Source organism: Psychrobacter aestuarii (genome assembly GCF_904846035.1).
Lineage (GTDB): Bacteria > Pseudomonadota > Gammaproteobacteria > Pseudomonadales > Moraxellaceae > Psychrobacter > Psychrobacter aestuarii.
This window is the reverse complement of record NZ_CAJGYT010000001.1, coordinates 2383824-2409008: the sequence shown is the minus strand read 5'-3', so window position 1 is coordinate 2409008 and position 25185 is coordinate 2383824. Positions and strand designations below refer to the sequence as shown.

Here is a 25185-nt window from a genome sequence, read left to right as displayed (position 1 = left end):
ACAACACACGATATTCCATGACCTCTTGCCATCCGATGCGATGATATTGATGAGGAGCATCATGAGATTTTTTTCTTTACGTCAAAGCAGCCGCGCTGTACTACTGTTAATGGGTCTAAGCGGTGGCTTGATGCTAAACGCACAGGCGCAAGCCGCTACCGACAGTACGGTACGTGCCAATGCTGCCGCCAATACCACTGCCCGCCCGAGCGCAGCAAGCAGTGCTGATGGCATCATTGCCATCGTCAATGACAACACCATTTTAAAAAGTGAGCTGGTCGGTGCCGTCAATCAGACGCGCGCCCGTGTCGAAGCAGCAGGCGAACCTATCACTAATAGCGCCCAGCTACAGTCTGAAGTCTTAGATGCCCTCATCATGCGTGAGCTGCAACTGTCGCTCATCAATCGTATGGGACTCAAGCCCGACGAAGACGCGATTAACCAGCGTCTGGCACAAATTGCAAAAGCAGAAGGTCTTGGTAGCATTCAAGCCCTACAGCAAAGCATGGACCGCGCCCAGCCAGGCAGCTATGCCAATCTGCGCCAAAAGCTGATGGAAGATGCAGCCATTCAAACCCTACAGCAGCGCCAAATCAGCCGCCGCGTGCGCATCACTGACCAAGACATCGATGCCTTTTTGTCCTCTCCTGAAGCCAAACGCTTGAACCAAAGTGAATATCAAACCATTCACGTTCGCGTGCCCTACATTGATGACTACAATCGTCTGTCTGACAGCCAGCGCGCACAAGCTCTAGAAGTGGCAAAAGCATTGCGTACCGAGCTACAAGCGCCCAATGCGGATGTAGATGCCATCGTCGCCCAAGCGCAAAGCCGCTATCAACTGCCCATCCAAGGCGGCGATATGGGCTACCACAAAGCGGCGAATCTACCGACTGCCCTTGCCGACCAAATCACCCAGCTGCCTATCGGCGGTGTCAGTGAGCCATTGGTTACCCCTGAAGGCATCGACATCATCAAGCTTGCGGACAAAAAAGGCGCGGACAACATGATTGTGCCGCAGTGGCATGTGCGTCATATCTTGGTAAAAGTCGACGCGCTACAAAACTCGGCAATGGCACAGCAAAAAATTAACGACTTGTACGACCAGCTGCGTCAAGGCGCTGACTTTGCCGACCTTGCCGCCACGTACTCAGACGATCCTGGTTCAGCGGGTCGCGGTGGCGATTTGGAATGGGTCAATGAAGGCGATATGGTCGCGCCCTTTGAAGCGACTATGAAAAATACCGCTGTCGGCGACTACTCTGCACCGTTCCAAAGCAACTTTGGCTGGCATATCCTTAAAGTCGAAGACACCCGCCAAAAAGACGTGAGCGACACCTATCGCCGCAATATGGCGCAGCAAGCCCTATACCAGCGCCTTGCCCCGCAGGCCAAAGAAGACTGGCTGCAAGAATTGCGTGCTGGCGCTTATATCCAAGTGATGCAGTAAGCCATCAGATTGTTCTAAACAAAAAAGCACCTAATCCAGTTAGGTGCTTTTTTTATACCAGCTAGCCGTATACGTACCGAGGCAATACTCAATACAAGCATCAGCCGCATGTTTTAGCAATAAGCCATTTGTTTATAAATGCATAATCAAAGAGACAGGCAACAAAACTAACAGACAATAAAAAACCCGAACCTAGGGCGATTGGTTCGGGTTTTGGTGCTATCACAATATTGTTATTATTATACATCCCTGATGACTTATCCTAAGTCACACATATCAGTATGAAAAATACAGCGGGCTGACTGTCTTTTTGCTACGGATATCTCAACACTGCATCCTTGGCTTCCTTGTGTTGATGGGTTCATTGTATGCTTATCTAATGTAGTCAGCTAGCCGCAAAAAGCGCTATTTGTTGTACGCTTTAGCGTACACAGGACTATGTGGTTTGCGTCTGACGACTGAGCGCAGATGCCTGCACGCTTTGTTCTTGCTGCTTATCGGTTTGCGCATTGTCTTGCTCTATTTGTGCTTTGTCTTCTTCCGTCTGGGTTTCGGCATGCTCTTTTGAGACTTTGCTGCCCTCTTCTTTGCCCTCTTGGATTTTACTTTCGCTTTGTTCGATGTCTTCTTTTTGTGCCACAGGGGCATTTTCTTTTTGCTTGCTCGCCTCTTTTGGCTCGTATTGCAAAACGGTCAGCACAGGAAAATGGTCTGAGCCTATCGACGGCAAACGGTGGATATCCACTAAGGTAAAGCAGGTGCTGTGAAAAATATGGTCGAGCGCCCAGCGCAAAAACGGATATTTGACATGAAAGGTATTGATAAAGTGGCGACCGATGCGCGGGTCCAGCAGTCCTGAGACGCGATGAAAGCGGCGGGTGGTCTTCGACCATGCCACGTCGTTTAAATCGCCTGCCAAAATGGCAGTCTGCTCATGCTCTTGGATATGGCGTCCAACCATCAGCAGCTCAGCATCACGTGTCGTCGATTTGTCCGCCTCAGTTGGGCTGGGCGGCATCGGGTGCATACAGTACAGCCATATTTTTCGCGTGTCGGTCAGCTGTAGCTGGGTATGGATGGAGGGAATATCATCAATCATCAAGTAATGCACGCTTGGGTCAATCAGCTCAATCTTACTGTACAAGTGCATGCCATACAGATTGTCCAACGGCACTTTTACGGTATACGGATAATCAGGCTCAATCGCCTCGAGCGCCGCTTCCCATTCTTTATCACTCTCTAGGGTGATTAGAATATCAGGTTCATTGTCATTGACCAAATCAATCAGCTTTTGTTTGTGTGGGTTTGGGGTCAAGACATTGGACACCATGATTTTTATTTGCACCGCATCAGGCAAGTCTTTTGCCGATTGCACCTCAGACTTCCATAACAAGGTATACGGCAGCACCATGTACAGCTGAAAACCAATGCTGACGGTCAATAAAATAAACAGCGCCCACTGCCAAGCTTGCCAGTCAGCAAAAAAATACAGCATGCCGACCCATGACAACAAGCCAAGCACCAAAATCTGAATACGCGGAAACTCCACGCAGCGCACCCACCAGTTATCAAGTGGCAGCCAGCCCCAAAGCGTCACAAAGCTGACCAGTCCTGCCAAAACCAGTGCTCCATAATATAATAATGATAAATCCATGACGCTTATTAGTCCTTATACTCATAGCGGTGATGTGATGGTTGCGTGTTCGGACAATCTGTACGCTATCGATTGTCAACCGAGCCCAGCTCTACTTTAGCACTTCAGCGGCAATGCGCCTACTCGCGGGTATTTATTATCATACGCTTGGCATCAAAATACTACATTTGTTGCACGTGCGCTGTACGGATGGGCGTTATCTTAAAGGCAACCCGATTGTAGCTGCTTGATTTTGATGCTGTAGACGACCATAACCAAAAATTATCTTATCCATAAAAACATTTGCACAATATTCATTGCTAATTGGTCAAAACGCCTTGCATTTTAAGCGCATTCACGGCATTGTTGTGTATCAAAATGGCAAAACTAACTGTAATGAGGACTGAGTGTCATGAGTGATTTAACGGTAGGTTTGGTGGGCTGGCGTGGTATGGTCGGCTCTGTACTGATGCAACGTATGCTTGAAGAAAACGATTTTGCGGGTATTACGCCCGTATTTTTTTCGACCAGTAATGCAGGCGGCGCTGCACCAAGCTTTGAGGGTATTAAAACCGGCGAATTAAAAGACGCTCATGATATTAAGGCATTGGCAGACTGTGACGTGATTATTACCTGTCAAGGTGGCGACTACACCAAAAAGGTACACCAGCCCCTGCGTGATAGCGGCTGGAATGGCTACTGGGTGGACGCTGCCAGTACCCTACGCATGGAAAACGACAGCATCATCATCCTAGACCCTGTCAACCGCAACGTCATCGACGACGCACTAGCGGCAGGCAAAAAAGACTTTATCGGTGGTAACTGCACGGTATCACTGATGCTGATGGCTATCGGTGAGCTGTTTAACCGCGGCTGGGTTGAGTGGGTCAGCGCCATGACCTATCAAGCTGCCAGCGGCTCAGGCGCAAACAACATGCGCGAGCTGATCAGCGGTATGGGCGTCTTGCGTGATGTGGTCGCCGATGAGCTTGCCGACCCTGCCAGCGCCATCTTGGACATCGACAAAAAAATCGCCGAAACCCAGCGCTCAGGCGACTTCCCAACACAGTACTTTGGTGTACCACTGGCAGGCAGCTTGATTCCTTACATCGACAGCCAGCTTGAGAACCATCAGTCACGCGAAGAGTGGAAAGGTGGTGTTGAAACCAACAAAATCTTAGGCAACAGTGGCGCTGACACCATCGCTATCGACGGTATGTGTGTCCGCGTTGGCGCGATGCGCTGCCACGCACAAGGCTTGACCATTAAGCTGAAAAAAGACATCCCGCTAGCGGATATCGAAGCGGCGCTAAAAGACAGCGGCAATCAGTGGCTAGACGTGGTCGAAGACACCAAAGAAGCGACCGTTGAGCGTCTGACACCTGTTGCGGTCACTGGCACATTGACGGTGGCACTGGGACGCTTGCGTAAGCTGAACATGGGCGGCGAGTATCTTGGCGCATTCACCGTGGGCGACCAGCTCCTATGGGGCGCTGCTGAGCCATTACGCCGTATGCTCAACATCATCCGCGAGCAAAAGTAACACGCGGACGGATATCATTGCAGTAATAAAAAGACAGCTTCGGCTGTCTTTTTTTGTGCCGTAACTGTGCAATAAGCAGCAAAAGCAACCACTGCAGCACAATAAAACGCAGCAAATCACAATATCCGCCGCGCATCCTTAAAGAGCAATGTTATAATTGCGCATATTTTTATCATCAAAACAGTGGTTTTCTTATGCAGTTTACGCTTCACAAAACCGCCAGCGGCAGCACACGTGCGCGTCGCGGTACGGTTCATCTTAATCATGGCGACGTTCAGACCCCTGCATTTATGCCTGTGGGCACATACGGTACGGTTAAAGGCATGTTGCCGCGTGACATCGATGCTATCGGCGCGGACATCATCTTGGGCAACACCTTTCATCTGTGGCTGCGTCCTGGCACTGAGGTCATCGACCAGTTCGGCGGGTTACATCAGTTTATGCATTGGGACAAGCCAATATTGACCGACTCGGGCGGCTTTCAGGTCTTTAGCCTTGGTGCGATGCGCAAGATTACCGAAGATGGCGTGCATTTTAAATCGCCAATTGATGGCGCGAAGGTGTTTTTGTCGCCTGAAAAATCCATGCAAATTCAGTACAGTCTCAATTCAGACATCGTCATGCAGTTTGATGAATGTACGCCCTATCCTGCCACCTATAGCGAAGCGCAAACCTCGCTGGAGCTGTCTTTGCGTTGGGGACAGCGCTGCGTTGATGAGCACAACAAACTGGGCAACACCAATGCCCTGTTTGGCATCGTTCAAGGCAGTATGTACCCTGAGCTGCGTCACCAATCACTAGAAGGGCTGCTCAAGATTGGTTTTGATGGCTACGCTATCGGCGGTCTGTCGGTCGGTGAGCCAAAAGAAGAGATGATGGACGTGCTCGACTATCTGCCAGAAGCCATGCCCGCCGACAAGCCGCGCTACTTAATGGGCGTGGGCAAGCCTGAAGACATCGTAGAAGCAGTACGCCGCGGGGTCGATATGTTTGACTGCGTGATGCCGACTCGTAACGCGCGTAACGGTCATTACTTCGTCACAGGTGACACCGAAAACAAAGGCGTGGTGCGTATCCGTAACAGTCAGTACCGCACCGATGAGCGTCCACTAGACCCTGAGTGTGATTGCTACACCTGTCAGAACTTTAGCCGCGCCTACTTATATCACCTTAATAAGTGTAAAGAGATGCTGGGCGCGCAGCTGGCGACCATCCATAACTTGCGCTACTACCAACGCCTGATGGCGGGTATTCGTGAGGCGATCGAAGCCGACCGTTTTGATGAATTTGTCACTGAGTTTTATCAAAAACGTGGACAAACCGTTCCTGAATTAAACCTACGTTAAGACTCGTGAAAACACCGCGCGCCGCTGTTACTAGACATACCGCGCGTTTATCACAAGACGCAAAAAAGCCAGTTAGCATATACTAACTGGCTTTTTTTATAACGTGTCAGCCACTTTTATCGCATTAGTGGTGATCGTCTGACAGCTCACTCATGGGAATATCAGGGTGCTTTCTGAGATGCAAAATCGCAGCAATCAAACCACCCCATATCAGCAGCATTGAAATAATCATAAAAATAATCGCTGAAGTACTCATAATAAATTCCTATTCAACTTGCAATCGGGTTAGATGCTCTTGTCGATGTGGTGCACGTCGTCATCGCGTGTATCATAGCGACCTTGCAAACGCGTCAATATGAATGCGCCCAAACCAAAGAATACCACGACGCCCCAACCAAACACCAAAAGCACGAGTGTTGAGTAGCCTTCATACGGCTCTTTTACCAATTCAATCAGTTTCAGACCGAGCGCAACGGTCAATACCGTCGGCGTGATGACTGTCAACATAAATACCCACGCGCCGCCAAGCTTGACGCTAGAGATGCGGTTGACGTGCGCCAATAGACTTGGAATTTGCTGACGGTTGAACCACGTGATGGCAACAATAGACATCAAACCACCTGCCACGATGCCGATGTTGTTGGCAAAGTGATCGATAACGTCGACCAATATCAGTGAGCTGCCAGTCGAGAACGCAGCGATAGAGATAACCGCACACGCACCGCCAATCACAGCCACCGCCTTTTTACGTTGCCATGCAAACTTGTCTTGCACCGCAGAGATAGGCACTTCTAGGATACTGACCAGCGAGCTGATACCCGCCACCACCAATGAGCCGAAGAATAAGAAGCCAACGAAGTCGCCACTTGCGCCCATGGTCGAGATGATTTTTGGGAAGACAAAGAATGCCAAGCCAACACCGCCGCTTGCCACTTCTGAGACGTCTTGACCTGTGGACATCGCCATAAAGCCAATCGCTGCAAAGATACCGATACCTGCAATCAGCTCAAACGATGAGTTGGCAAAACCGACCACCAAGCCTGCGCCTGTCAAGTTGGTGTTCTTTTGTAGGTACGAGGCATAGGTCACCATAATACCAAAACCAACAGATAGCGAGAAAAACACGTGTCCGTAAGCTGCCAACCACACGCTAGGGTCTGCCATTTTTTCCCAGTTGGGTTCAAAAAAGGCATTCAAACCAATGCTCGCCCCTGGCAATGTGATGGCTTTAAAGACCATCATGCCAAACAAAACAATAAGGAGCGGGATACAGATTTTATTGGCCAGCTCAACGCCTTTACGGATACCGCCGAACATAATCAGCATCGCCACCGCCCAGACAATAATAAGCCCTGTGAACATTTGCGGTACGAATACTGAGGTCAAATCGCCTGTGTGATGGATAAAGTCACTGACAAAGAAATTGGTAGTGTCCTCACCCCACTTTTGCCCAAACGAGAACAGCATATAGCTGCCCGCCCAGACAATGACGGCGGCGTAATAAATGGCAATCACAAAGGAGACCAGCGTCTGCCACCAGCCAATAAACTGACCTGATTTTACGACTTTTTTATACGCACGTGGCGGCGCAGAGCGGTATTTGTGACCGATGATGTAATCTAAAAACAGTAGCGGAATACCTGCGGTGAATAATGCAATCAGATAAGGCACCATGAATGCCCCGCCACCATTGTCATACGCGACGTAGGGAAAACGCCAGATGTTGCCCAAGCCTACGGCTGAACCGACAGCGGCTATGATGAATCCAGTTCTACTGGACCAGTTCTCTCTTTGCTCTGCCATGCAACGCTCCTCAAATTTTATAATCATTTTCTTTAAGCTATCAAACTCATCAAACGACGAAGGCAGATACTTAAAGAAAATATACATTAGCGATGGGTTAAACTAAGTTGCTAGAGTCTAACGATATATAACTAGGAAGTTTCTGCTAAGCGCCTTAAAAAGTCAAGTAGCCATAAATGCAAAAAGCCATAACCTTTAGTTATGGCTTAATCGTTTGGACGGCGGTTATTGGGTTTGTCTGTAAAAAATACCGCCTATAAACGAACAAAAGTTTTTATATTAGCGAACTACGCCGCGTTTGCTCTCTTGTAAGGAATCAATTAATAACTGAATTTTTGGCTCTTGGGGCAGCATGTCTTCTTCTAAGACGACCAGTGCTTGTTTGGTGGTCAATCCTGAGCGAAATATCGTATTGTACGCTTGACGCAAGGTGTCGATGGTCTCTTTTGACCAGCCTTTACGGCGCATGCCCTCGATATTCAACCCATGCGCGTGTGCAGGATTGCCCGATACCATGGTAAATGCCGCAACGTCTTTTAAGATAAGACTCGCCCCGCCCACCAAACTGTAATCATCGATACGGCAAAACTGATGAATGCCTGAGTTGCCGCCGATAATGATATGATCGCCAATGGTCACATGACCTGCCACGCCGACATTGTTGGCAATCACGTTATGGTTACCAATCACGCAGTCATGCGCCACGTGCGTATTGACCATCAATAGATTGTGACTGCCAATCTTAGTAATGCCTTTGTCTTGCGCTGTGCCTCGATGCAAGCTGCACGATTCGCGGATGTCATTATAGTCACCAATTTCAAGCCATGTCGGCTCATCATTGTATTTTAAATCTTGCGAATCTTCGCCGATACTTGCGAACTGATAAATCTGATTGTGCTTGCCGATGCGGGTCATTTTCGCCACCACCACATGCCGATGCAAAATGGTGTGGGCACCAATCGTCACATCATCCCCAACAATACAATACGGCCCAATAACGGCAGTATCATCAATCGTTGCAGTGGATGAAATGAGCGCGGTAGGGTGAATCTGACTCATAATGCAAACCTTTGGTCATTAATACAAATAAAGGATAAATCACGCCAGCATCTCTATAGACATACTGGCGATATAACGTGTGTCACATCAAGGCGTATCGATGCGCGATGTGTCGCATTCGCCTCGTAGAACGCATACAGCCTGCCATAATACCATAGGTCAAATAGGCGTCTGTCTTATGCTGGCTTTTGCTCTTGACGGGCAATCATAACCTCAGCACTTGCCGCCAGCTCATCGTCCACATGTACCGTACAGCTGAACTTATAAATACCGCGCTTTTGCATGACGGTCTTAGCACGGATAACCAGCTGGTCACCAGGAATCACACGGCGCTTAAAGCGCACTTTATCGACGCCTGCGAACAGATACAGGTAGCCATCTTCTGAGGTCAAGCCTGCGCTGATAAAACCGAGCACGCCTGATACTTGTGCCATCGCCTCAACCATCAATACGCCAGGCATAATCGGCTCATCAGGGAAATGACCATTAAAAAACTCTTCGTTAATGGTAACGTTTTTGATGCCTGTGATGCACTCGCCAGGCTTGCACGCAGTTACTTTATCCACCAGCATAAACGGATAACGGTGCGGCAAATAATGCTTGAGCGTATGGTACGTGAGCGGTAGCGTCAGACCTTGCTCAGATAAGCTTTGGATATCTGCGTCGTTTAAGGTCTCAAAATCGGTCATGCTCATGGTTGAACTTCCTTGCTATATAGGGACTGTTTTGTCTATCCTCAATGAGATAGACGCGTTTTTTAATCCGTGCGTGTACTTTGGCCAAGCTTGCGAAATGCGACTGCCGCACGGCGCCATTCGTTAGACGGCATCGCGACCGTACCTGAAGAGTACGAGCCTGAGCGCTGGATGGACTTGGTGACCATACTCATGGCAGAGATGGTCACGTCATCGGTAATACTGATATGACCGTTGATACCGACCGCCCCGCCGATAATGCAGCGCTTACCGATACTGGTACTGCCTGCAATACCTGTCTTGGCAGCAATGGCAGTACCATCGCCAATGCGCACATTGTGGGCGATTTGTACCAAATTATCAACAATCACGTGACTGCCAAGTACCGTATCATTAATCGCGCCGCGATCGATACAGGTATTGCTGCCGATACGCACATAATCGCCGATAATCACTTTGCCAAGCTGAGCGATACGCTCCCAGCCGCGCGTGCTCGGATCAGCAGTCGGCGCAAAACCAAAACCCTCAGCACCGATACTGGCGCCAGCATGAATACGGACATGTTGACCAAGCACGCAGTCGTGACCAATCACCACATGCGACTTAATGACCGCATCCTCGCCCACTTGCGCGCCTGCTTCAATCACGACGTGCGCGGACAAATGACTGCGGGCACCGAGCACCACATCTTTGCCGATAACACAATAAGCGCCAATACTCACCGCTTCACCAATCACCGCACGCTCATCAATCACCGCAGTCGGGTGAATATAGGCGCTATTCTCTGACGGCGCAAACAGCTGACTGGCACTGGCATAAGCCAGATACGGCGTGGGCACGACCAAAGCAATACTGCTCGCAGGCACCGCCGCTTGGTAACGCTCAGTGACCAATACGCAGCCTGCCTTGGTCTGACCAAGCTTATCCACATAGCGCGGGTCCGCCAAAAAGCTCAATTGCGTGTCATCGGCATCACTCAGACTGCCAACGCCAGCAAGGTCGGTCAGACATTGCTGCTCATTCAGCGCGTCTTTGTTTAGTACCGGTTGTCGAGTCTCAATTTGGGCAATCAGCTGCGTTATCGTGGTCATAAGTCACATTTTTATCAGGGCTATGAATACAGCAATCGCCAAGTGAGCGTACTGACTTGGCGATGCGGGGTTATTAAAGCAATGCAGGTATTTTACCACCTTTCTTAGAACGTGCTACCAATCTGGAATTGCACTTTTTCAGTCTCATCGCCTTCTTTGTCATTGATAGGTACCGCGTAGCTGAGCGAAATCGGACCAATCGGGGTGTACCAGGTCACGCCAGCACCAGCACTAAAGCGGAACTCGTTGTCTTGCTCAAGCAGTGGCACGCCTGTATCTTTATTAGTAAGCGGGTCAATAAAGGTACGGTCTTCTTTATCGGTAGTGTCAAAGACTTGACCGCCTTCGGCGAACAAGACAGGACGCACTTGGTCCGCCCAGTCGCCTTTAAATGGCATGGGTAAGATAAGCTCAGTACCAAAGCTGACCAGCGCGTTACCGCCCACTTCTTCTTTCAAAGCTGTGTTGGTGCCTACCGCATCGTAGTAGCTGGTTGATTTTGGTCCAAGGGTTGAGGCTTCATAACCACGTACTGAGCCGTAGCCGCCAGCGTAGAAGTTCTCATAAAATGGCAAGTCATTACCATAACCCAGCTTGGTGTAACCACGAGCAATCCAGTCTTTATAAATCGGATAGTACATGTTGCCGCGATAGGTCAGTTTTTGGAAGTTTTGGTCACCAAGACCGATGGTGGCATCCACTTCATGGCTCATACCCTTGGTTGGGAATGTTGGACGATCAAGGGTGCTGTAATCCCAACCGAGCAGCATGTTATAGGTGGTATAGTCGTTTTTAAAACCGAAACGACCAGTATCGCTACCATCATCATCATTTAAGAATGCTTGTGCGGTACCGCCATCATCAATCAGCTGTTGTACGTTTGAGATACCCAGACGACGACCACCACGGATTTCGGTATTATCGACATTCAGACCTGCGCTTACGCGTTTGGTTTCATCAACAGGGTAGCTGTATTGCAAGGTTGCGCCATACGAGTCAGTTACGTACTTACTGACGTTTCTGTCGTCATATTTGGTTTTGCGGTAGTAGCCACTCACCCCTTGCGATACGCCGTTTTCGGTGAAGTACGGGTCGGTATAACCTAGACTGTATGAGTCGCGCGTCTCTGAGCGTGACAGCGCCGCTTTAACGCGGTTACCTGTACCCATAAAGTTGTTTTGGGTCAAGTCCACTTGGAACGTCACACCGCCACTTTGTGAGTAGCCTGCCGCAACCGTTGAGCTGCCTGAGGGCTGCTCTTCAACAGTATAGTTGACATCCACTTGGTCTGGCTGATTCGGCACAGGCGTCACATCGACTTTGACGTTTTTGAAAAAGCCAGTACGCATCAGACGGGTGCGTGACAGCTGAATTTTTTCATTTGAGGTCAATGCGCCTTCTAGCTGACGCATTTCGCGGCGCAGTACTTCGTCTTTGGTACGCAGGTTGCCGCTAAAGTTAATACGGCGCACGTAGATGGGACGCGCGGGATCAATGTAATAATCGACATCCACCACTTTGGTGTCATCATTGATGCGCGGCACAGGACGCACTTGCGCCAAGTAATAGCCGTCGTTGCCGTAGCTGTTTTTTAGCGCGGCGGTGGTGGCATCCAGCTCTGCTTGCGAATAAGTGTTGTTCGGTGCAAAAGTGACCAATTCTTTTAAGTCATTGGTCTCTTTAATAGGACGACCTAAAAAGTTGGTCTCACCAAACTTGTACTGCTCGCCTTCGGTCAAGCTCACTTCGATAAAGACATTGCGCTTGTCTTCACTGATGTTCAGTACCGCGTTATCAACGTTAAAACGCACGTAGCCATCATTTTGGTACAGCGCTTTTAGGTTTTCTAAACTGGCTGCCAGCTTTTCTTGCGCGTAACGGTCTGATTTTGACAGCAGACGCGTCCATGACGATTCTTTGACCGCAAAGACGTCTTTAATCTCTTCATCGCTAAAGTGCTTGTTGCCAATGACATTAATGTCCACGACTTTGGCAGGCTTGCCTTCGATAAAGCGCACGTCTAATTTGACGCGGTTGCCATCGAGCAGTGTCTGATCGACCTCGATGTCGCTGTTGTAATAGCCTTGGCTGATGTATTGCTGTTGTAGCTCATTGGCCACGCCTTGCAAGGTCGCCTGCTTGAGCACCTGTCCTGTAGAGAGGCCCGCATTTTTTAGACCTGTCTCAAGACCTTCTTTAGGAATCAGCTTGTTGCCTTCAAAATTCACTTCAGCGATGATGGGTCGCTCAACGACGTCAAAGCGCAAGGTATTGCCTTCAACGCGGCTTTGGATGTTGGCAAAGTTATCGGTGGCGTATAGTGCTTTGATACTGGCCGCAAGGCTGGCATCGGTCACCGTATCGCCAACATTGATGGGAAGGATTGGATATAGGCTGTCAGGGGTGACCCGCTGTAGCCCGCTAAATCCGATGTCTGTCACCACAAAATCTGCTGCGTGGGCAGGCATACTCATCATCGCTACCATGACTGGCAGTCCCGCTGCACTCATAAATAAAGGCGTACGCATAAACACTATCCGTCAATAAAAAATTACTTAAATAAAAATAAGGCTGGGTTGTGTTTCTGTCATCGGTAGACGACGGTTCAAGGTCGCTTTGACAGATAACACACACTGTATATAAAACGCATCATAAAATAAACTAAAAATCATCAATAGTATAGTGCAGCTGTTTTGCCAACACGATACGTCTTTTGCAAGTATTTGGGCGCTTAGGCATTGATTTTAGCCGCTTTATCTCAGCTAAAAAACGCGCAGGCTTAAAACAGGCGACTGATATCATTACCAATCGCTAACACCATGAAACCTGCCAGCAAGAGTAAGCCGATGTTCAAACCCACCATTTGCGCGTTCTCAGACACGGGTCGTCCGCGTATCAGCTCAATCAAATAATACACAATATGACCGCCATCTAAGACTGGAATCGGCAGCAGATTGAGTACGGCAAGACTCAGGCTAATCAAGGCGGCGGTTGAGAGCACCATCTGCCAGCTGATATCAAAGCTTTGCTTAGCGACTTTGGCAATAGTAATCGGTCCTGACAGATTGTCCAGACCAATCATGCCTGAAATCATCTTGCCCATCGAATCGACCGTCATTACCGCCAGCTGCTCGGTCTTTTTAAACGACTGCACCAAGGCTTCGGCAGGACCATACACCACGGTGGTCTTATAAGCATCTGGAATGGTAATCTCGGAGGACTCAACCATGGCGCCGATTTGTCCATAAGCATTGCCCATGGTGTCTTTTTTGCCTTGCGGCATAATTTCAAGACGGACAGGCTTGCCGTCGCGCACAACGTCAAAGGCAAGCAAGGTTTCAGGATTGTCACGGATGATGCGCGTGGCACTGATCCAATCGTCAATCGGCGTGTCATTAATCGCCGTAATGCGGTCGCCAACTTGCAACCCTTGACGCTCAGCCGCGCCGCCTTCACTCAATCCGCCGACAATCGGCAAAATGGTCGGCTGCCACGGCAACACACCAAAGCTACTCAGTGCATCTTTACCGCTGTTATGCTGCATAAAATCGGTAATCGGCGCGTCATACGTCTGGGCACTACCATCATTAGCGTTTAGGGTAATGCTGACTTTGCCCGTCTCACCCATGCGTCCTGCCAGACGATAATTAATCGCCTCCCACGTCTGCACATCATGCCCGTCAATGGCAACGACTTTGTCGCCCACAGGCAGTTGGGCAATCGCCGCAGGGGTATCAGGCAGCACCTCACCGACCATGGTCGAGAGCTGCTCTGATGGGGTCATAAACAGCACCCAAAATAAAAAAATCGCAATCACAAAGTTCATGATAGGGCCAGCAGCGACGATGGCGATTTTTTTGAGGGGATGCTGGCGGTTAAAGGCCAAATGCAGCTCATCAGCGGCGACTGCCCCTTCACGCTCATCGAGCATCTTGACATAACCGCCCAAAGGCAGCGCAGAGATACGATAGTCAATGCCGCTTTTCTTACTGCGCCAGCCAGCCAGCTTGGGACCAAAGCCGATAGAGTACGTCAGTACCTTGACACCGCACAGACGCGCGACAATAAAATGCCCCCACTCATGCAACGCGACCAAGGGTCCGAGCACCAAAATCGCTGCCAATAACGTCAGTAAAAAAGTCATCGCTAAGTCCTGCGCGGTCTACACCAGTTGTGCTATCAGGTGTTGGGTATGCTCTCGAGCTTGGGCGTCAATCGCCAAGATGTCCTCAAGACTTGCCTGTGACGGCACGCTAAAGTGCTTGCTGCCATAGGTTAATGCTTGCTCGTTGATATCAGCGATATCGGTCAAGCGAATCTGTTCTGCCAAAAATGCTGCTACGGCAATCTCATTGGCCGCATTTAAGGTTATAGTAGCATGCATACCCGCCTGCATGGCCTGTCTTGCCAGTCGCAGACAGGCAAATTTTTGTAAATCAGGCTCAGTGAACGTCAGCGCGCTCATCTGATACAAATCGAGTGGCTGTACGCCGCTTGACATACGCTCAGGATAGCTTAATGCATGGGCAATCGGCGTTTTCATATCAGGCGTACCCATCTGCGCCAAGATACTGCCATCCACGTACTCAACCATAGAGTGCAAGATGCTTTGCGGGTGAATCACCACCGAAATCTTATCTTCTGGCAAATCAAACAAATGGCACGCCTCAATCAGCTCCAGCCCCTTATTCATCATGGTCGCTGAATCGACAGAGATTTTTTGTCCCATCGACCAGTTGGGATGCTTGACCGCCTCAGCAACGCCTGCTTGCTGCATATGCGCAAAGGATTTGTCCAAAAAAGGGCCGCCTGATGCGGTCAGCCACAGTTTGCGGATACCGTGCTTGCGCTCATGAACGTGCGTGCGCGCCTGCTGCACGTCCATTGGCAAGCATTGAAAAATAGCATTGTGCTCAGAGTCAATCGGCAACAAGGTTGCGCCGCTATTCGCTACCGCATCCATCATCAGCTGCCCTGCCATGACCAAGGCTTCTTTATTGGCAAGCAAAATCCGCTTGCCTGTACGCGCTGCTGCCAACGTTGAGGGCAAACCTGCGGCACCAACAATCGCGGCAACCACTGTATCGACATTGCTGTCAGTCGCAATATCATTTAAGCCATTATCACCGCCGACCACATCCGTAGGCAGTGCCGCCGCTTGCAAACGCGCGGCAAAGGCCTCCACCGACGCGCTCGGTACAGCAACACGGCTCGGACGAAAAAGCTTGCACAGCTCAAAAAGCTTGTCCAAACGCTGGTGCCCTGACAGCGCATACACCTCGAACTGCGCCTGCGCCGCCGCTAAGATAGCAAGCGTGCTGTCGCCTATTGAGCCTGTTGCGCCTAGTACGGCAATACGTTGCCTCATAACTGTGTGCCTATACTGTTAGGGGTGTGATTCCCCTAGAAAATAAAAATTCATAAAAACGGATGCTAAAAGCGCAGCCGCCAACAATCTTGTGCTTAAGAAATCAGCCAGCCCATCTGTAACAAGCCCCAAAACCCAAGTGCAAAAATTGGCGTCGCGGAGAGTAGAGAATCGATTCTATCGAGAATGCCACCATGTCCTGGCAAAATAGTGCCTGAATCTTTGATATCGGCACGGCGCTTGAGCATCGACTCAAACAAATCGCCCAACACCGATGCCAAAATCGTCACCGCTGATAGCGCCACAAAGGCGGCAAGCGCACTGCCTGAGAGCTGTAGTTTTTCGACACTGATGTACCACACCACCAGCAGTCCCGTCACCAAGCCACCAATCAAGCCTTCAACACTCTTATTGGGCGAGACGCGTGGCGCCATCTTGCGGCGACCGAACTTACGACCCACAAAGTACGCGCCGCTGTCCGCACACCAAACCAACAAAAAGACATACATCAGCCACCATGGCGACTGCTGCCACAGATAGAACATGGCGGTGATGGCGGCAGTTAAGACAATCACCCCAACCGATGCCAAATGCTTGCCGTACCAGCGCTCGGTACGTTCAGGGAAACGACTGACCCAAGACATGGCAAACAGCCAAATGACCAACGAAGCTGCCCACCAGCCGACCCACAGCATATCTGCCCACATGGCGGCTATGGCAATCACCAATTCTAAGAGCACAAAACGCATGGGCATCCGCCATTTGGGCATCAGCTTGGTCCACTCATGCGCGCCAATGGTTGCGCCGACCAAAAGTAGCGGCGCAAACAATACTGCAGACTGACTGGCAAACAGCGCAATCCCAACGATAATAATAAGGATAATGGCTGTTTTTATCCGTTGCCACATAGCGATTCAACCTTTTGTTTATGCTGCTGTCCGTGCGCAAAACCACACAGCGTTACGCCAGTGGCGGGGTCTGCTGAGCGTCGATTTGTTCACTGGTTTTACCAAAACGGCGCTGACGCTTTGAAAAATCATCAAACATGGCGTCCAACTCTTTTGGCGTAAATTCAGGCCATAACGTATCGGTAAAAAACAGCTCTGCATACGCCGACTGCCACAGCAGAAAATTAGAAATACGGTATTCACCACCAGTACGAATCAGCATATCGACCGCAGGCTGATCCGCCAACTGTACATGCTGACCCAAGCGCTCAGCGCTGATGTCTGCTGCACCCAGCGTGCCTGCCTGTACCTGCGCGGCAAGCGTCTGTGCGGCACGGGCAATATCCCACTGACCGCCATAGCTGATGGCAATCACCAAAGTCATCGCCTCAAAGTCCGCCGTCTCCGCTTCTGCAGCGGCCATTTGTGCTTGCAAGGCGGTATCGAGCTGACTGCGCTCACCGATAAAGCGCAGACGAATGCGGTATTTTTGCATACGCGGCATCTGCTCTTTGATGGTAAGGGATAGAAGCTGCATCAACAGCGCCACTTCGTGCGGCGGGCGCTGCCAGTTTTCGCTAGAGAACGCAAATACTGTCAACACCTTGATGCCTGATGCCAAGCAATGCTCCACAATCGGGTCTAACGCGCGCTTGCCTTCAATGTGCCCCTCGCCTTTTCCAAGACCTTGGGCTTTGCCATAGCGGTTGTTGCCATCCATGATGATGGCGATATGTTGAGGCAACACGCGGCTGCTTGCGGCAATAGACGTAGACATAGGACACACTGCTTTAGAAAAAAGATACATGGGTACGAGCAGCGCATAGGCGCGCTAATCTGCTCGGACAAGACAATCATGCTGATACAAAATGCACATTCGGGGCGCGGCAACCTCACATAGGATGCGCGGCATATACCCCAAACGTGCATCGGTTTGCCCACTGGGGCAACCTTATACCGCCATCAGCTCGGTTTCTTTGCTTTCAAGTTTTTTATCAATGGTTTCGATAAACTTGTCTGTGATTTTTTGGATGTCGTCACCTGCGCGGCGCTCTTCATCTTCTGAAATCTCTTTTTCTTTTGCCAAGTCTTTCACGTCGTTTAGCATATCGCGGCGGATATTACGCACTGATACGCGGCTGTTTTCGGCTTCAGCACGTGCCAATTTTTGCATATCGCGGCGCGTCTCTTCGGTCAATGCCGGCATGGGTACGCGAATCACGTCAGCGGTCATTGGGTTTAGACCCAAATCTGCCTCACGAATGGCCTTGTCTACCGCTTGCACCATGCTGCGGTCAAACGGCTGTACCAATAGGGTGCGTGAATCTTCGACATTGACGCTCGCCACTTGGTTGAGTGGGGTATCTGCACCATAGTAGCTGACAGTGACGCCAGACAACATACCAGGATGTGCACGACCCGTACGCACTTTGCTAAATGCGTTCTCAAGGGCTTCGATGGTCTTTTGCATACGGGCTTCGCCGTCTTGTTTAATCTCTTTAATCATAATCTTGTCCTTATTTTTTTGATAAAGCCACAGGCTATTATTGCGACTTATTGGGATGAAGAAAAGGCGTATCGATGCTTAGTGATAAACGTGCGTGCCTTCATTGTCACCCATCACCACATTTAATAGCGCATTGGGCTTGGTCATGTCAAATACTTGTAGCGGGACGTTGTGCTCACGGCACAAGGCAATGGCGGTCAAGTCCATCACGCCAAGCTTTTGCTCAAGCACTTCATCAAAGGTCAAGCCATCGTATTTTTTGGCATCGTCATGTAGGCTTGGGTCTTTGTCATAGACGCCGTCAACTTTGGTCGCTTTTAGGATAATACCCGCTTCGATTTCAATGCCGCGCAGACACGCTGCGGTGTCAGTGGTAAAAAAGGGGTTGCCTGTACCCGCAACAAAGATGCACACTTCGTTGTTTTTTAGGTAGCGGATGGCGTTACGGCTGCTGTAGCTTTCGGTGACTTCACCGATGGGCAGCGCAGACATGAGGCGGGTTTTGATGTTGCGGCGCTCAAGCGCATCACGCATGGCAAGACCATTCATGACCGTGGCGAGCATGCCCATTTGGTCGCCTGTGACGCGCCCTACCAGACCTTCTTTTTGTAGCTGTGCGCCGCGGTACAAGTTACCGCCGCCAACCACGATACCCACTTGTACGCCAAGCCCGCGCAAATGCGCGATAGATAGGCTCATCTTATCAAGTACGTCACTGTCAATGCCCATGTCACGGCCGCCAGCGAGGGCTTCGCCTGAGAGTTTAAGCAAGATACGAGAGTAACGGGGATTTTTATCTGACATAAAGGCACCTTTTGTTATTAAGCTATGATGAAACATCAAACCGTTCAGCGACACCGCCCACCTGTCGATGGGCTAAATTGCGCTAATTGTAGCAAAAACCATTTGCTTTTGGGCAATTTTCCCCGCTCACTTGCCAGCCTGTACTGGCTGATAACTGGCGAACAGGTCATACTCGCTGGCATCGTCAATGGTGACGGTCAAAAATTGACCGACCTTGACCGCTGGGGTAATCTCATCGACGTAGACGTGACCGTCAATCTCGGGCGCATCGGCATAGCTGCGGCAGATGGCGATGTTTTCTTCTGCGTCAATCTCATCAACGAGCACGGTCATGGTTTTGCCGATTTTCTCTTGTAGCTTTTGTGCGCTGATTTCTTGCTGCACCGCCATCAGGCGCTCGTAACGGTCTTGCTTGACGTCTTCAGGCACGTGGTTGGGCAAGTCGTTCGCCACCGCACCCTCGACTTCTGAATACGTAAAGCAGCCCACGCGGTCAAGGCGCGCTTTTTTGAGCCAGTTGAGCAGGATTTCAAAGTCTTCTTCGGTCTCACCAGGAAAGCCAACCACAAAGGTAGAGCGAATGGCGATGTCTGGGCAAATAGCGCGCCATGCGTTGATGCGCTCCAAGGTGTTTTCGCTGTGCGCGGGGCGTTTCATGGCTTTGAGCACACTTTTGCTCGCGTGCTGGAACGGGATGTCCAAGTATGGGAGCAGCTTTTGCTCACTCATCAGCTCGACCACTTTGTCTACGTGCGGGTATGGATAGACGTAATGCAGACGCACCCAGATGCCAAGTTGGTTCAGCGCTTGACACATGTCATAAAACTTGGATTTGAGCGGCATGCCGTTCCAAAAGCTGGTCTTGTATTTTAAGTCCAGACCATAGGCAGAGGTGTCTTGCGAGATGATGAGCAGCTCTTTAACACCTGCTTTTTTTAGCGCCGCCGCTTCAGTCATCACCTCATCAATCGGACGTGAGACGAGGTCGCCGCGCAAGCTTGGGATGATACAAAAGGTGCAGCGGTGGTTACAGCCCTCAGAGATTTTAAGATAAGCATAATGATTGGGCGTTAATTTGATGCCCGCATCACTGATAAGGTCAATCTTTGGGTCGTAGTCTTTGCTGTTTTGTACGGGCTTTGGCACGTGGTGCGAGACGGCGGTAATCACTTCGTCATACGCATGCGCGCCTGTTACGGCAAGCACAGATGGGTGCATTTGGCGGATTTTGTCCGCGTCTTTACCGAGGCAGCCTGTGACAATGACTTTGCCATTTTTGCTGATCGCTTCGCCAATGGCATCAAGCGACTCTTGGACGGCAGACTCAATAAAACCGCAGGTATTGACGACGACCAAGTCTGCGCCGTCATAGTCACTGGCGACCTGATAGCCGTCACGGCTCAGCTCGGTGATGATGCGCTCGCTATCGACCAGTGCCTTTGGGCAGCCGAGCGAGACAAAACCAATCTTTGCGCCTGCGCTACTGACAGGAGCGGCTTGGCTGCTGTTATGACTGTCGCTGATGCTGCGGTTTTGGTTATGATTGGCTTTGTGATGATACGGCTCGGCACTTGCTGGGGCGCTGCTTGGTGTGTATTGCTGTACGGCATCGGTACTGGCTTGGGTGGTTGGGCTGGCGGTTGTCTGAGTGACAGACTGACTTGAAATCTTTGTCATGGCTGACCTTGCTTACGATAAATGGGCTGGTCGCATTGTACGTTTTTTTTGCATCAATCACCAGTTTTGCCGCGCTAGTGTATTGATTTATGGTTAAATATCGTCGTAGGTATCACGATTTTGCGCAAAACAGACAGGACGACATGATGAGTACGAGCGCCACCCACCCTCACAATCAGGTTTCGCTGCCCGATTTGGCCTTTGTTGCCCAGCATTTATTTACCGCGGTGTTGTGGGTAGATGCGCACTTAAAAATCATTTGGATCAATACGCAGGCCGAGCAGCTATTGGCCATCAGCCGTGGGCGGCTGCTCCAGCAATCTATTTTAACGCTATTAACCGCGCGCCTGCCTTATGATAAAAGCGCGCTCATCGTACCGACCAATGACAGTGCGCAGCTGCTCGCCGAGCGCTTTGCTCAAGCCTCGCAGTACCAGCAGCCGTTTATTGACCATGACCATGTGATTGAAATCAACAGCACCACCGTGGTATCAATAGACTATAGCGTCACGCCAGTACGTCACCAAGACAGCGATGCCTTTATTATCGAGATGTGGGGCAAAGACCGCCAAAGTCGTATCGCAGGCGCGCAGCAAAAGCAGCAACAATACGATGTGGCGCGGCACATGCTGCGGGCTGTGGCGCACGAGGTCAAAAATCCACTGGCAGGCATTCGCGGCGCAGCGCAGTTGCTGGCGCGTCAGTACCAAAAGTTCTCACAAAGCGGCGACACCCAAAGCAGCCCGCTACCACAAAAGCTGCTGGGCTACACCGACATCATCATTTCAGAAACCGACCGCCTCACCCAGCTGATCGGTCAAATGCTCGGCTCATCAAGGCTGCCTGATTGGCAACCCTTAAACATTCATGAGCCGTTAGAGCATGTTTTAACCTTGAGTACAGGGCAATACCCTAGCGTGACGGTGCATCGTGATTATGACCTGTCATTGCCTGAGCTGATTGCCGATAAAGACCAGTTGATACAGGTGTTTTTAAACTTGATTAACAACGCCTGCGAGGCGATGAGTGAATATCAAGCGCGCCTTGATGATAAAAGTCGTTATCAGATGCACCTTAATGTACAGACGCGGGTGGTGTTTCAGCACACCATCGGCAACCAGCAGCATCGGCAGGTACTGCAGGTGAGTGTTATTGATAATGGGGCAGGCATTCCGCCTGAGCTGGTGGGGCAGATATTTTTTCCGATGGTGACCAGTCGCGCGCAGGGCACGGGACTTGGATTGTCGATTGTGCAAGATATTATCAGCAGGCATCATGGTATGATTGAGGTGGATTCTATGGCTGGGCGCACCTGTTTTATGGTATATCTGCCCTTTATTCAGCCAAGTAAGCAGCCAGACAGTTCATCGACGCGCTGATGGGCGTGTTTGTTTTTTGGTTTTTTGCTCATAAGAGGGTTTTGTATGACCGACCGCTTTGCCACGACAGACGTCACCGATGACACACCTGCCTGCCTATGGCTGATAGATGATGATGCCGCATTGCGTCTGATACTGGCAGATACCTTTATGGATGCAGGGCTTGAGGTCATTCGCTTTACCCAAGCGCAGGCGGCGTGGATGCGCCTCAATGACATCTTGGCAAACGATGCGACGGACGATGCACTGCCCGATGTGATTTTGACCGATATCCGTATGCCGCTGATGGATGGGCTGTCTTTTAGTGATTGGGTGCATGAGCATTTTCCTGAGCTGCCCGTCATTATCATGACCGCGCATTCAGATTTGTCCTCAGCGATTAACAGCTACCAGACGGGCGCGTTTGATTATTTGCCCAAGCCTTTTGACTTGGATGACGCGGTGGCACTGGTGGACAAGGCGATTGCCCAACGTCTGCGCACCCAGCCCATAGACGTAGACGCACCCACAGCCGCTGCGCCTGCCAAGCCCACCGAGCGCCCTGCCCCTGTCACACCGCCCAAGCCCAAACCGCCTGTACTCATCACCGATACCGACGATGCGGCGGACGCGCCCTTTACCGATGAGACACATCCGCCCGCTGGCATTATCGGGCAATCACAAGCCATGCAAACGGTGTTTCGAGCCATCGGTCGCTTGGCGCACTCGCCCATCACTGTCTTGATTACAGGGGAGTCGGGTACCGGTAAAGAGCTGGTCGCAAGCGCACTACACCAGCACTCCCCGCGCCGCGACGCGCCCTTTATTGCCCTGAACATGGCGGCGATTCCGCACGATTTGATAGAGTCTGAACTGTTCGGGCACGAAAAAGGCGCATTTACAGGTGCAACCACCCAGCGCCAAGGGCGCTTTGAGCAAGCCAATGGCGGCACGCTGTTTTTAGATGAAATTGGCGACATGCCGTTTAGCACCCAGACTCGCTTGCTGCGCGTGCTTGCCAATGGCGAGTTTTATCGCGTTGGCGGCAGATTGCCTGTCAAAGTCGATGTGCGCATCATCGCCGCCACGCACCAAAACCTAGAGCAACTGGTCAAAAAAGGCACGTTCCGCGAAGATTTGTTTTACCGTCTCAACGTCATCCGCCTGCCCTTACCGCCGCTGCGTGCGCGTCCTGAGGACATCCCCGCGCTTAGCCGCTTTTTTTTGCAGCAAGCTGGCAAGCAGATGAATACCAAAGTTAAAAACCTGCATCCCGATGCCCTTGCCACCATGCAGCGCTTTGACTGGCGCGGTAATGTGCGTCAGCTCGAAAACGTCTGTCTGTGGCTGACCGTGATGGCAACAGGCGACACCATCTTGGCAGAAGACTTGCCACCTGAGCTGCAAGCAAACGCCGCGCCGCCTATAACCACCCAAGACGGACAAAGGGCGCACGACGTCAGTCAGCCAATGGACGCCGCACCCGCTCATAACGCGCAAACCACAGCGCTCGCTACAGCCAGCCCTGCCTCCGCGCAACATCAGCACAGCCGCACCGACTGGCAGCAGCCGCTCAGCCTTTGGGCACAGCGCGCCTTACAAGCGGGCGATACCGACATATTGCAAACCGCCACGCCTGCCTTTGAAAAAGTCTTGCTCAATGCGGCGCTTGAACACAGTGATGGCAAAAAAATCGAAGCGGCAAAGCTGCTCGGCTGGGGACGCAACACCCTCACCCGAAAATTGCAGCAGCTCGAGGCAAATGCGGCAGATGGGGCAAAATAAGCAGCCAACGCGTACAAAAAATTGCCCATTAAAATCAAATATTTATAAAAAATCGCTGAAAAACAGTAAAAAATTTATAAAAAATGCAGCAAAAGGGCTTGCCAAACCCATTAAACTCTATATAATAGCCAACCACTGAGACGCACTACCGAATCAGTTAATCTTCATCACCGCGTTTGCAATCAAACAAAGTTGATGATAGAGTAACGAAAAATTGGGGCTGTGGCGGAATTGGTAGACGCACCAGATTTAGGTTCTGGCGCCGCGAGGTGTGAGAGTTCGAGTCTCTCCAGCCCCACCAATTTTCGGATAGTGATTTAACTGTCTCATACTGCATACTAAGCCTGCTTTCTTTAGCAGGTTTTTTTATAAAGCATCACCGATTGATGCTCTAATAAAGAATCGGGGCTGTGGCGGAATTGGTAGACGCACCAGATTTAGGTTCTGGCGCCGCGAGGTGTGAGAGTTCGAGTCTCTCCAGCCCCACCATTATTTAGCTTAAGGTAGTTTTTCTTAAGCGCATACAAAACCTGCCTTTGAGCAGGTTTTTTTGTGTCTGTAGGTTTTGTCATTATTCTTTATTTATTGCTCGCGACATTTATTGCTCGCAACTCCCTATCTATTATTTTTATTCCATTGTTTTCATTCAAACAAAAAAAACAGCCCGCGAGTCGTGAGCTGTTTTTTCTCATTAATAACACCTGCTTTAAAGACGGTCAAAACCCGAGTTAATAGCCACTACAATTGCGCTTTGACTGACTGATTTTGCCATTTTTACAGACGAACTTTGTGCCTTCACAATGCGATATGCCGCCCATTTTGCCTGAACACGGCTTATTTTGCGCATTTGCTTCCATAATCGGTGTCATCATAAACACCGAGACAAACAGTACTGACCAATATTTCATCAGAGCCACTCCCGTGTAAGGACGGAGAGAATCACCGCCTTTTACATCATAGCGCGTCGTCTTTGGTTTCTATATCTGTTTTTTGCGGTTTTTTATAGTCGTATTCTTCAAAGCCTTTGAGCAGCTGTTTGCGCCCTGTTTCGGTGTAATATTTAAAATATATCGAACCCAATATCGTTGCTATCAATAATATGGCAAAACCCATAATCAC

General features: G+C 50.4%; 21 protein-coding genes and 2 tRNA genes. 7 read left to right on the top strand and 16 right to left on the bottom strand.

Going from position 1 to position 25185, the window contains the following annotated elements; translation table 11 throughout:
• Nucleotides 1-61 precede the first annotated feature (61 nt).
• Nucleotides 62-1450 carry a peptidylprolyl isomerase gene (locus JMW05_RS10380; RefSeq protein ID WP_201505182.1) on the top strand — a complete coding sequence of 463 codons (1389 nt, stop codon included), beginning with the start codon at nt 62-64 and terminating at the stop codon, nt 1448-1450.
• A 436-nt stretch (nt 1451-1886) separates the two neighbouring features.
• Here the strand turns inward: JMW05_RS10380 and JMW05_RS10375 are convergent, their stop codons facing one another.
• Entirely contained in the window at nt 1887-3104 is a 1218-nt protein-coding gene (locus tag JMW05_RS10375) for an endonuclease/exonuclease/phosphatase family protein (RefSeq protein ID WP_201505181.1), read from the bottom strand.
• Between the two features lie 391 nt (nt 3105-3495).
• On the opposite strand from JMW05_RS10375, the gene asd reads away from it, so the two are divergent.
• Complete coding sequence (gene asd / locus JMW05_RS10370) at nt 3496-4626, top strand: aspartate-semialdehyde dehydrogenase (RefSeq protein WP_201505180.1); 1131 nt, start codon at nt 3496-3498, stop codon at nt 4624-4626.
• Between the two features lie 194 nt (nt 4627-4820).
• Entirely contained in the window at nt 4821-5972 is a 1152-nt protein-coding gene (gene tgt / locus JMW05_RS10365; protein ID WP_201505179.1) for a tRNA guanosine(34) transglycosylase Tgt, read from the top strand.
• Nucleotides 5973-6096: 124 nt separating this feature from the next.
• Here the strand turns inward: tgt and JMW05_RS10360 are convergent, their stop codons facing one another.
• The 13 genes from JMW05_RS10360 to rimO all read right to left on the bottom strand — a co-directional run bounded on the left by JMW05_RS10360 (nt 6097) and on the right by rimO (nt 20923).
• Nucleotides 6097-6228 carry a methionine/alanine import family NSS transporter small subunit gene (locus JMW05_RS10360; RefSeq protein ID WP_199507129.1) on the bottom strand — a complete coding sequence of 44 codons (132 nt, stop codon included), beginning with the start codon at nt 6226-6228 and terminating at the stop codon, nt 6097-6099.
• A gap of 29 nt (nt 6229-6257) precedes the next feature.
• Nucleotides 6258-7775 carry a sodium-dependent transporter gene (locus JMW05_RS10355; RefSeq protein ID WP_201505178.1) on the bottom strand — a complete coding sequence of 506 codons (1518 nt, stop codon included), beginning with the start codon at nt 7773-7775 and terminating at the stop codon, nt 6258-6260.
• A 279-nt stretch (nt 7776-8054) separates the two neighbouring features.
• Nucleotides 8055-8834 (bottom strand): acyl-ACP--UDP-N-acetylglucosamine O-acyltransferase, encoded by a 780-nt coding sequence (gene lpxA / locus JMW05_RS10350; RefSeq protein WP_201505177.1) that lies wholly within the window; start codon nt 8832-8834, stop codon nt 8055-8057.
• A 176-nt stretch (nt 8835-9010) separates the two neighbouring features.
• A complete protein-coding gene (fabZ, locus tag JMW05_RS10345) occupies nt 9011-9529 on the bottom strand; it encodes a 3-hydroxyacyl-ACP dehydratase FabZ (RefSeq protein WP_406947460.1) in 519 nt (172 codons plus the stop codon).
• Nucleotides 9530-9591: 62 nt separating this feature from the next.
• Nucleotides 9592-10620 carry a UDP-3-O-(3-hydroxymyristoyl)glucosamine N-acyltransferase gene (gene lpxD / locus JMW05_RS10340; protein WP_201505176.1) on the bottom strand — a complete coding sequence of 343 codons (1029 nt, stop codon included), beginning with the start codon at nt 10618-10620 and terminating at the stop codon, nt 9592-9594.
• A 104-nt stretch (nt 10621-10724) separates the two neighbouring features.
• A complete protein-coding gene (gene bamA, locus JMW05_RS10335; RefSeq protein WP_201505175.1) occupies nt 10725-13148 on the bottom strand; it encodes an outer membrane protein assembly factor BamA in 2424 nt (807 codons plus the stop codon).
• A gap of 251 nt (nt 13149-13399) precedes the next feature.
• Nucleotides 13400-14764: an RIP metalloprotease RseP gene (gene rseP / locus JMW05_RS10330; RefSeq protein ID WP_201505174.1), complete on the bottom strand. Its 1365-nt coding sequence runs from the start codon at nt 14762-14764 to the stop codon at nt 13400-13402.
• An 18-nt stretch (nt 14765-14782) separates the two neighbouring features.
• Nucleotides 14783-15988: a 1-deoxy-D-xylulose-5-phosphate reductoisomerase gene (gene ispC, locus JMW05_RS10325; RefSeq protein ID WP_201505173.1), complete on the bottom strand. Its 1206-nt coding sequence runs from the start codon at nt 15986-15988 to the stop codon at nt 14783-14785.
• A gap of 95 nt (nt 15989-16083) precedes the next feature.
• Nucleotides 16084-16896, bottom strand: coding sequence for a phosphatidate cytidylyltransferase (locus JMW05_RS10320; RefSeq protein ID WP_201505172.1), 813 nt, complete (start codon nt 16894-16896; stop codon nt 16084-16086).
• Nucleotides 16897-16948: 52 nt separating this feature from the next.
• Nucleotides 16949-17713, bottom strand: a complete 765-nt coding sequence (gene uppS, locus JMW05_RS10315; protein WP_201505171.1) for a polyprenyl diphosphate synthase — start codon at nt 17711-17713, stop codon at nt 16949-16951.
• 174 nt (nt 17714-17887) lie between these two features.
• Nucleotides 17888-18442, bottom strand: coding sequence for a ribosome recycling factor (frr, locus tag JMW05_RS10310; protein ID WP_201505170.1), 555 nt, complete (start codon nt 18440-18442; stop codon nt 17888-17890).
• Between the two features lie 78 nt (nt 18443-18520).
• Nucleotides 18521-19246 carry a UMP kinase gene (gene pyrH / locus JMW05_RS10305; protein WP_201505169.1) on the bottom strand — a complete coding sequence of 242 codons (726 nt, stop codon included), beginning with the start codon at nt 19244-19246 and terminating at the stop codon, nt 18521-18523.
• 126 nt (nt 19247-19372) lie between these two features.
• Nucleotides 19373-20923 (bottom strand): 30S ribosomal protein S12 methylthiotransferase RimO, encoded by a 1551-nt coding sequence (gene rimO / locus JMW05_RS10300; protein WP_201505168.1) that lies wholly within the window; start codon nt 20921-20923, stop codon nt 19373-19375.
• Nucleotides 20924-21069: 146 nt separating this feature from the next.
• Here rimO and JMW05_RS10295 point away from each other — a divergent pair, with 146 nt between their 5' ends.
• The 4 genes from JMW05_RS10295 to JMW05_RS10280 all read left to right on the top strand — a co-directional run bounded on the left by JMW05_RS10295 (nt 21070) and on the right by JMW05_RS10280 (nt 24555).
• Nucleotides 21070-22302, top strand: a complete 1233-nt coding sequence (locus JMW05_RS10295; protein ID WP_201505167.1) for a two-component system sensor histidine kinase NtrB — start codon at nt 21070-21072, stop codon at nt 22300-22302.
• Nucleotides 22303-22347: 45 nt separating this feature from the next.
• On the top strand, nt 22348-24066 hold the full coding sequence (locus JMW05_RS10290; RefSeq protein WP_201505166.1) for a sigma 54-interacting transcriptional regulator: 1719 nt from the start codon (nt 22348-22350) through the stop codon (nt 24064-24066).
• 216 nt (nt 24067-24282) lie between these two features.
• Nucleotides 24283-24367: transfer RNA gene (locus JMW05_RS10285), tRNA-Leu, on the top strand.
• Between the two features lie 103 nt (nt 24368-24470).
• A tRNA-Leu gene (locus tag JMW05_RS10280) sits at nt 24471-24555 on the top strand.
• Nucleotides 24556-24794: 239 nt separating this feature from the next.
• Here JMW05_RS10280 and JMW05_RS10275 read toward each other — a convergent pair.
• A complete protein-coding gene (locus tag JMW05_RS10275) occupies nt 24795-24974 on the bottom strand; it encodes a YdcA family protein (protein ID WP_201505165.1) in 180 nt (59 codons plus the stop codon).
• A gap of 46 nt (nt 24975-25020) precedes the next feature.
• Complete coding sequence (locus JMW05_RS10270) at nt 25021-25179, bottom strand: hypothetical protein (RefSeq protein WP_201505164.1); 159 nt, start codon at nt 25177-25179, stop codon at nt 25021-25023.
• Nucleotides 25180-25185 lie beyond the last annotated feature (6 nt).

Coding starts and splice junctions, on each gene's coding strand:
- JMW05_RS10295 (WP_201505167.1), top strand. CDS start 21,070: ATGAGTACGAGCGCCACCCACCCTCACAATCAGGTTTCGCTGCCCGAT.
- JMW05_RS10375 (WP_201505181.1), bottom strand. CDS start 3,104: ATGGATTTATCATTATTATATTATGGAGCACTGGTTTTGGCAGGACTG.
- uppS (WP_201505171.1), bottom strand. CDS start 17,713: ATGTCTACGTCTATTGCCGCAAGCAGCCGCGTGTTGCCTCAACATATC.
- pyrH (WP_201505169.1), bottom strand. CDS start 19,246: ATGTCAGATAAAAATCCCCGTTACTCTCGTATCTTGCTTAAACTCTCA.
- bamA (WP_201505175.1), bottom strand. CDS start 13,148: ATGCGTACGCCTTTATTTATGAGTGCAGCGGGACTGCCAGTCATGGTA.
- lpxA (WP_201505177.1), bottom strand. CDS start 8,834: ATGAGTCAGATTCACCCTACCGCGCTCATTTCATCCACTGCAACGATT.
- JMW05_RS10290 (WP_201505166.1), top strand. CDS start 22,348: ATGACCGACCGCTTTGCCACGACAGACGTCACCGATGACACACCTGCC.
- rseP (WP_201505174.1), bottom strand. CDS start 14,764: ATGACTTTTTTACTGACGTTATTGGCAGCGATTTTGGTGCTCGGACCC.
- tgt (WP_201505179.1), top strand. CDS start 4,821: ATGCAGTTTACGCTTCACAAAACCGCCAGCGGCAGCACACGTGCGCGT.
- ispC (WP_201505173.1), bottom strand. CDS start 15,988: ATGAGGCAACGTATTGCCGTACTAGGCGCAACAGGCTCAATAGGCGAC.
- JMW05_RS10270 (WP_201505164.1), bottom strand. CDS start 25,179: ATGGGTTTTGCCATATTATTGATAGCAACGATATTGGGTTCGATATAT.
- asd (WP_201505180.1), top strand. CDS start 3,496: ATGAGTGATTTAACGGTAGGTTTGGTGGGCTGGCGTGGTATGGTCGGC.
- JMW05_RS10275 (WP_201505165.1), bottom strand. CDS start 24,974: ATGAAATATTGGTCAGTACTGTTTGTCTCGGTGTTTATGATGACACCG.
- JMW05_RS10380 (WP_201505182.1), top strand. CDS start 62: ATGAGATTTTTTTCTTTACGTCAAAGCAGCCGCGCTGTACTACTGTTA.
- JMW05_RS10360 (WP_199507129.1), bottom strand. CDS start 6,228: ATGAGTACTTCAGCGATTATTTTTATGATTATTTCAATGCTGCTGATA.
- JMW05_RS10320 (WP_201505172.1), bottom strand. CDS start 16,896: ATGTGGCAACGGATAAAAACAGCCATTATCCTTATTATTATCGTTGGG.
- rimO (WP_201505168.1), bottom strand. CDS start 20,923: ATGACAAAGATTTCAAGTCAGTCTGTCACTCAGACAACCGCCAGCCCA.
- fabZ (WP_406947460.1), bottom strand. CDS start 9,529: ATGAGCATGACCGATTTTGAGACCTTAAACGACGCAGATATCCAAAGC.
- JMW05_RS10355 (WP_201505178.1), bottom strand. CDS start 7,775: ATGGCAGAGCAAAGAGAGAACTGGTCCAGTAGAACTGGATTCATCATA.
- frr (WP_201505170.1), bottom strand. CDS start 18,442: ATGATTAAAGAGATTAAACAAGACGGCGAAGCCCGTATGCAAAAGACC.
- lpxD (WP_201505176.1), bottom strand. CDS start 10,620: ATGACCACGATAACGCAGCTGATTGCCCAAATTGAGACTCGACAACCG.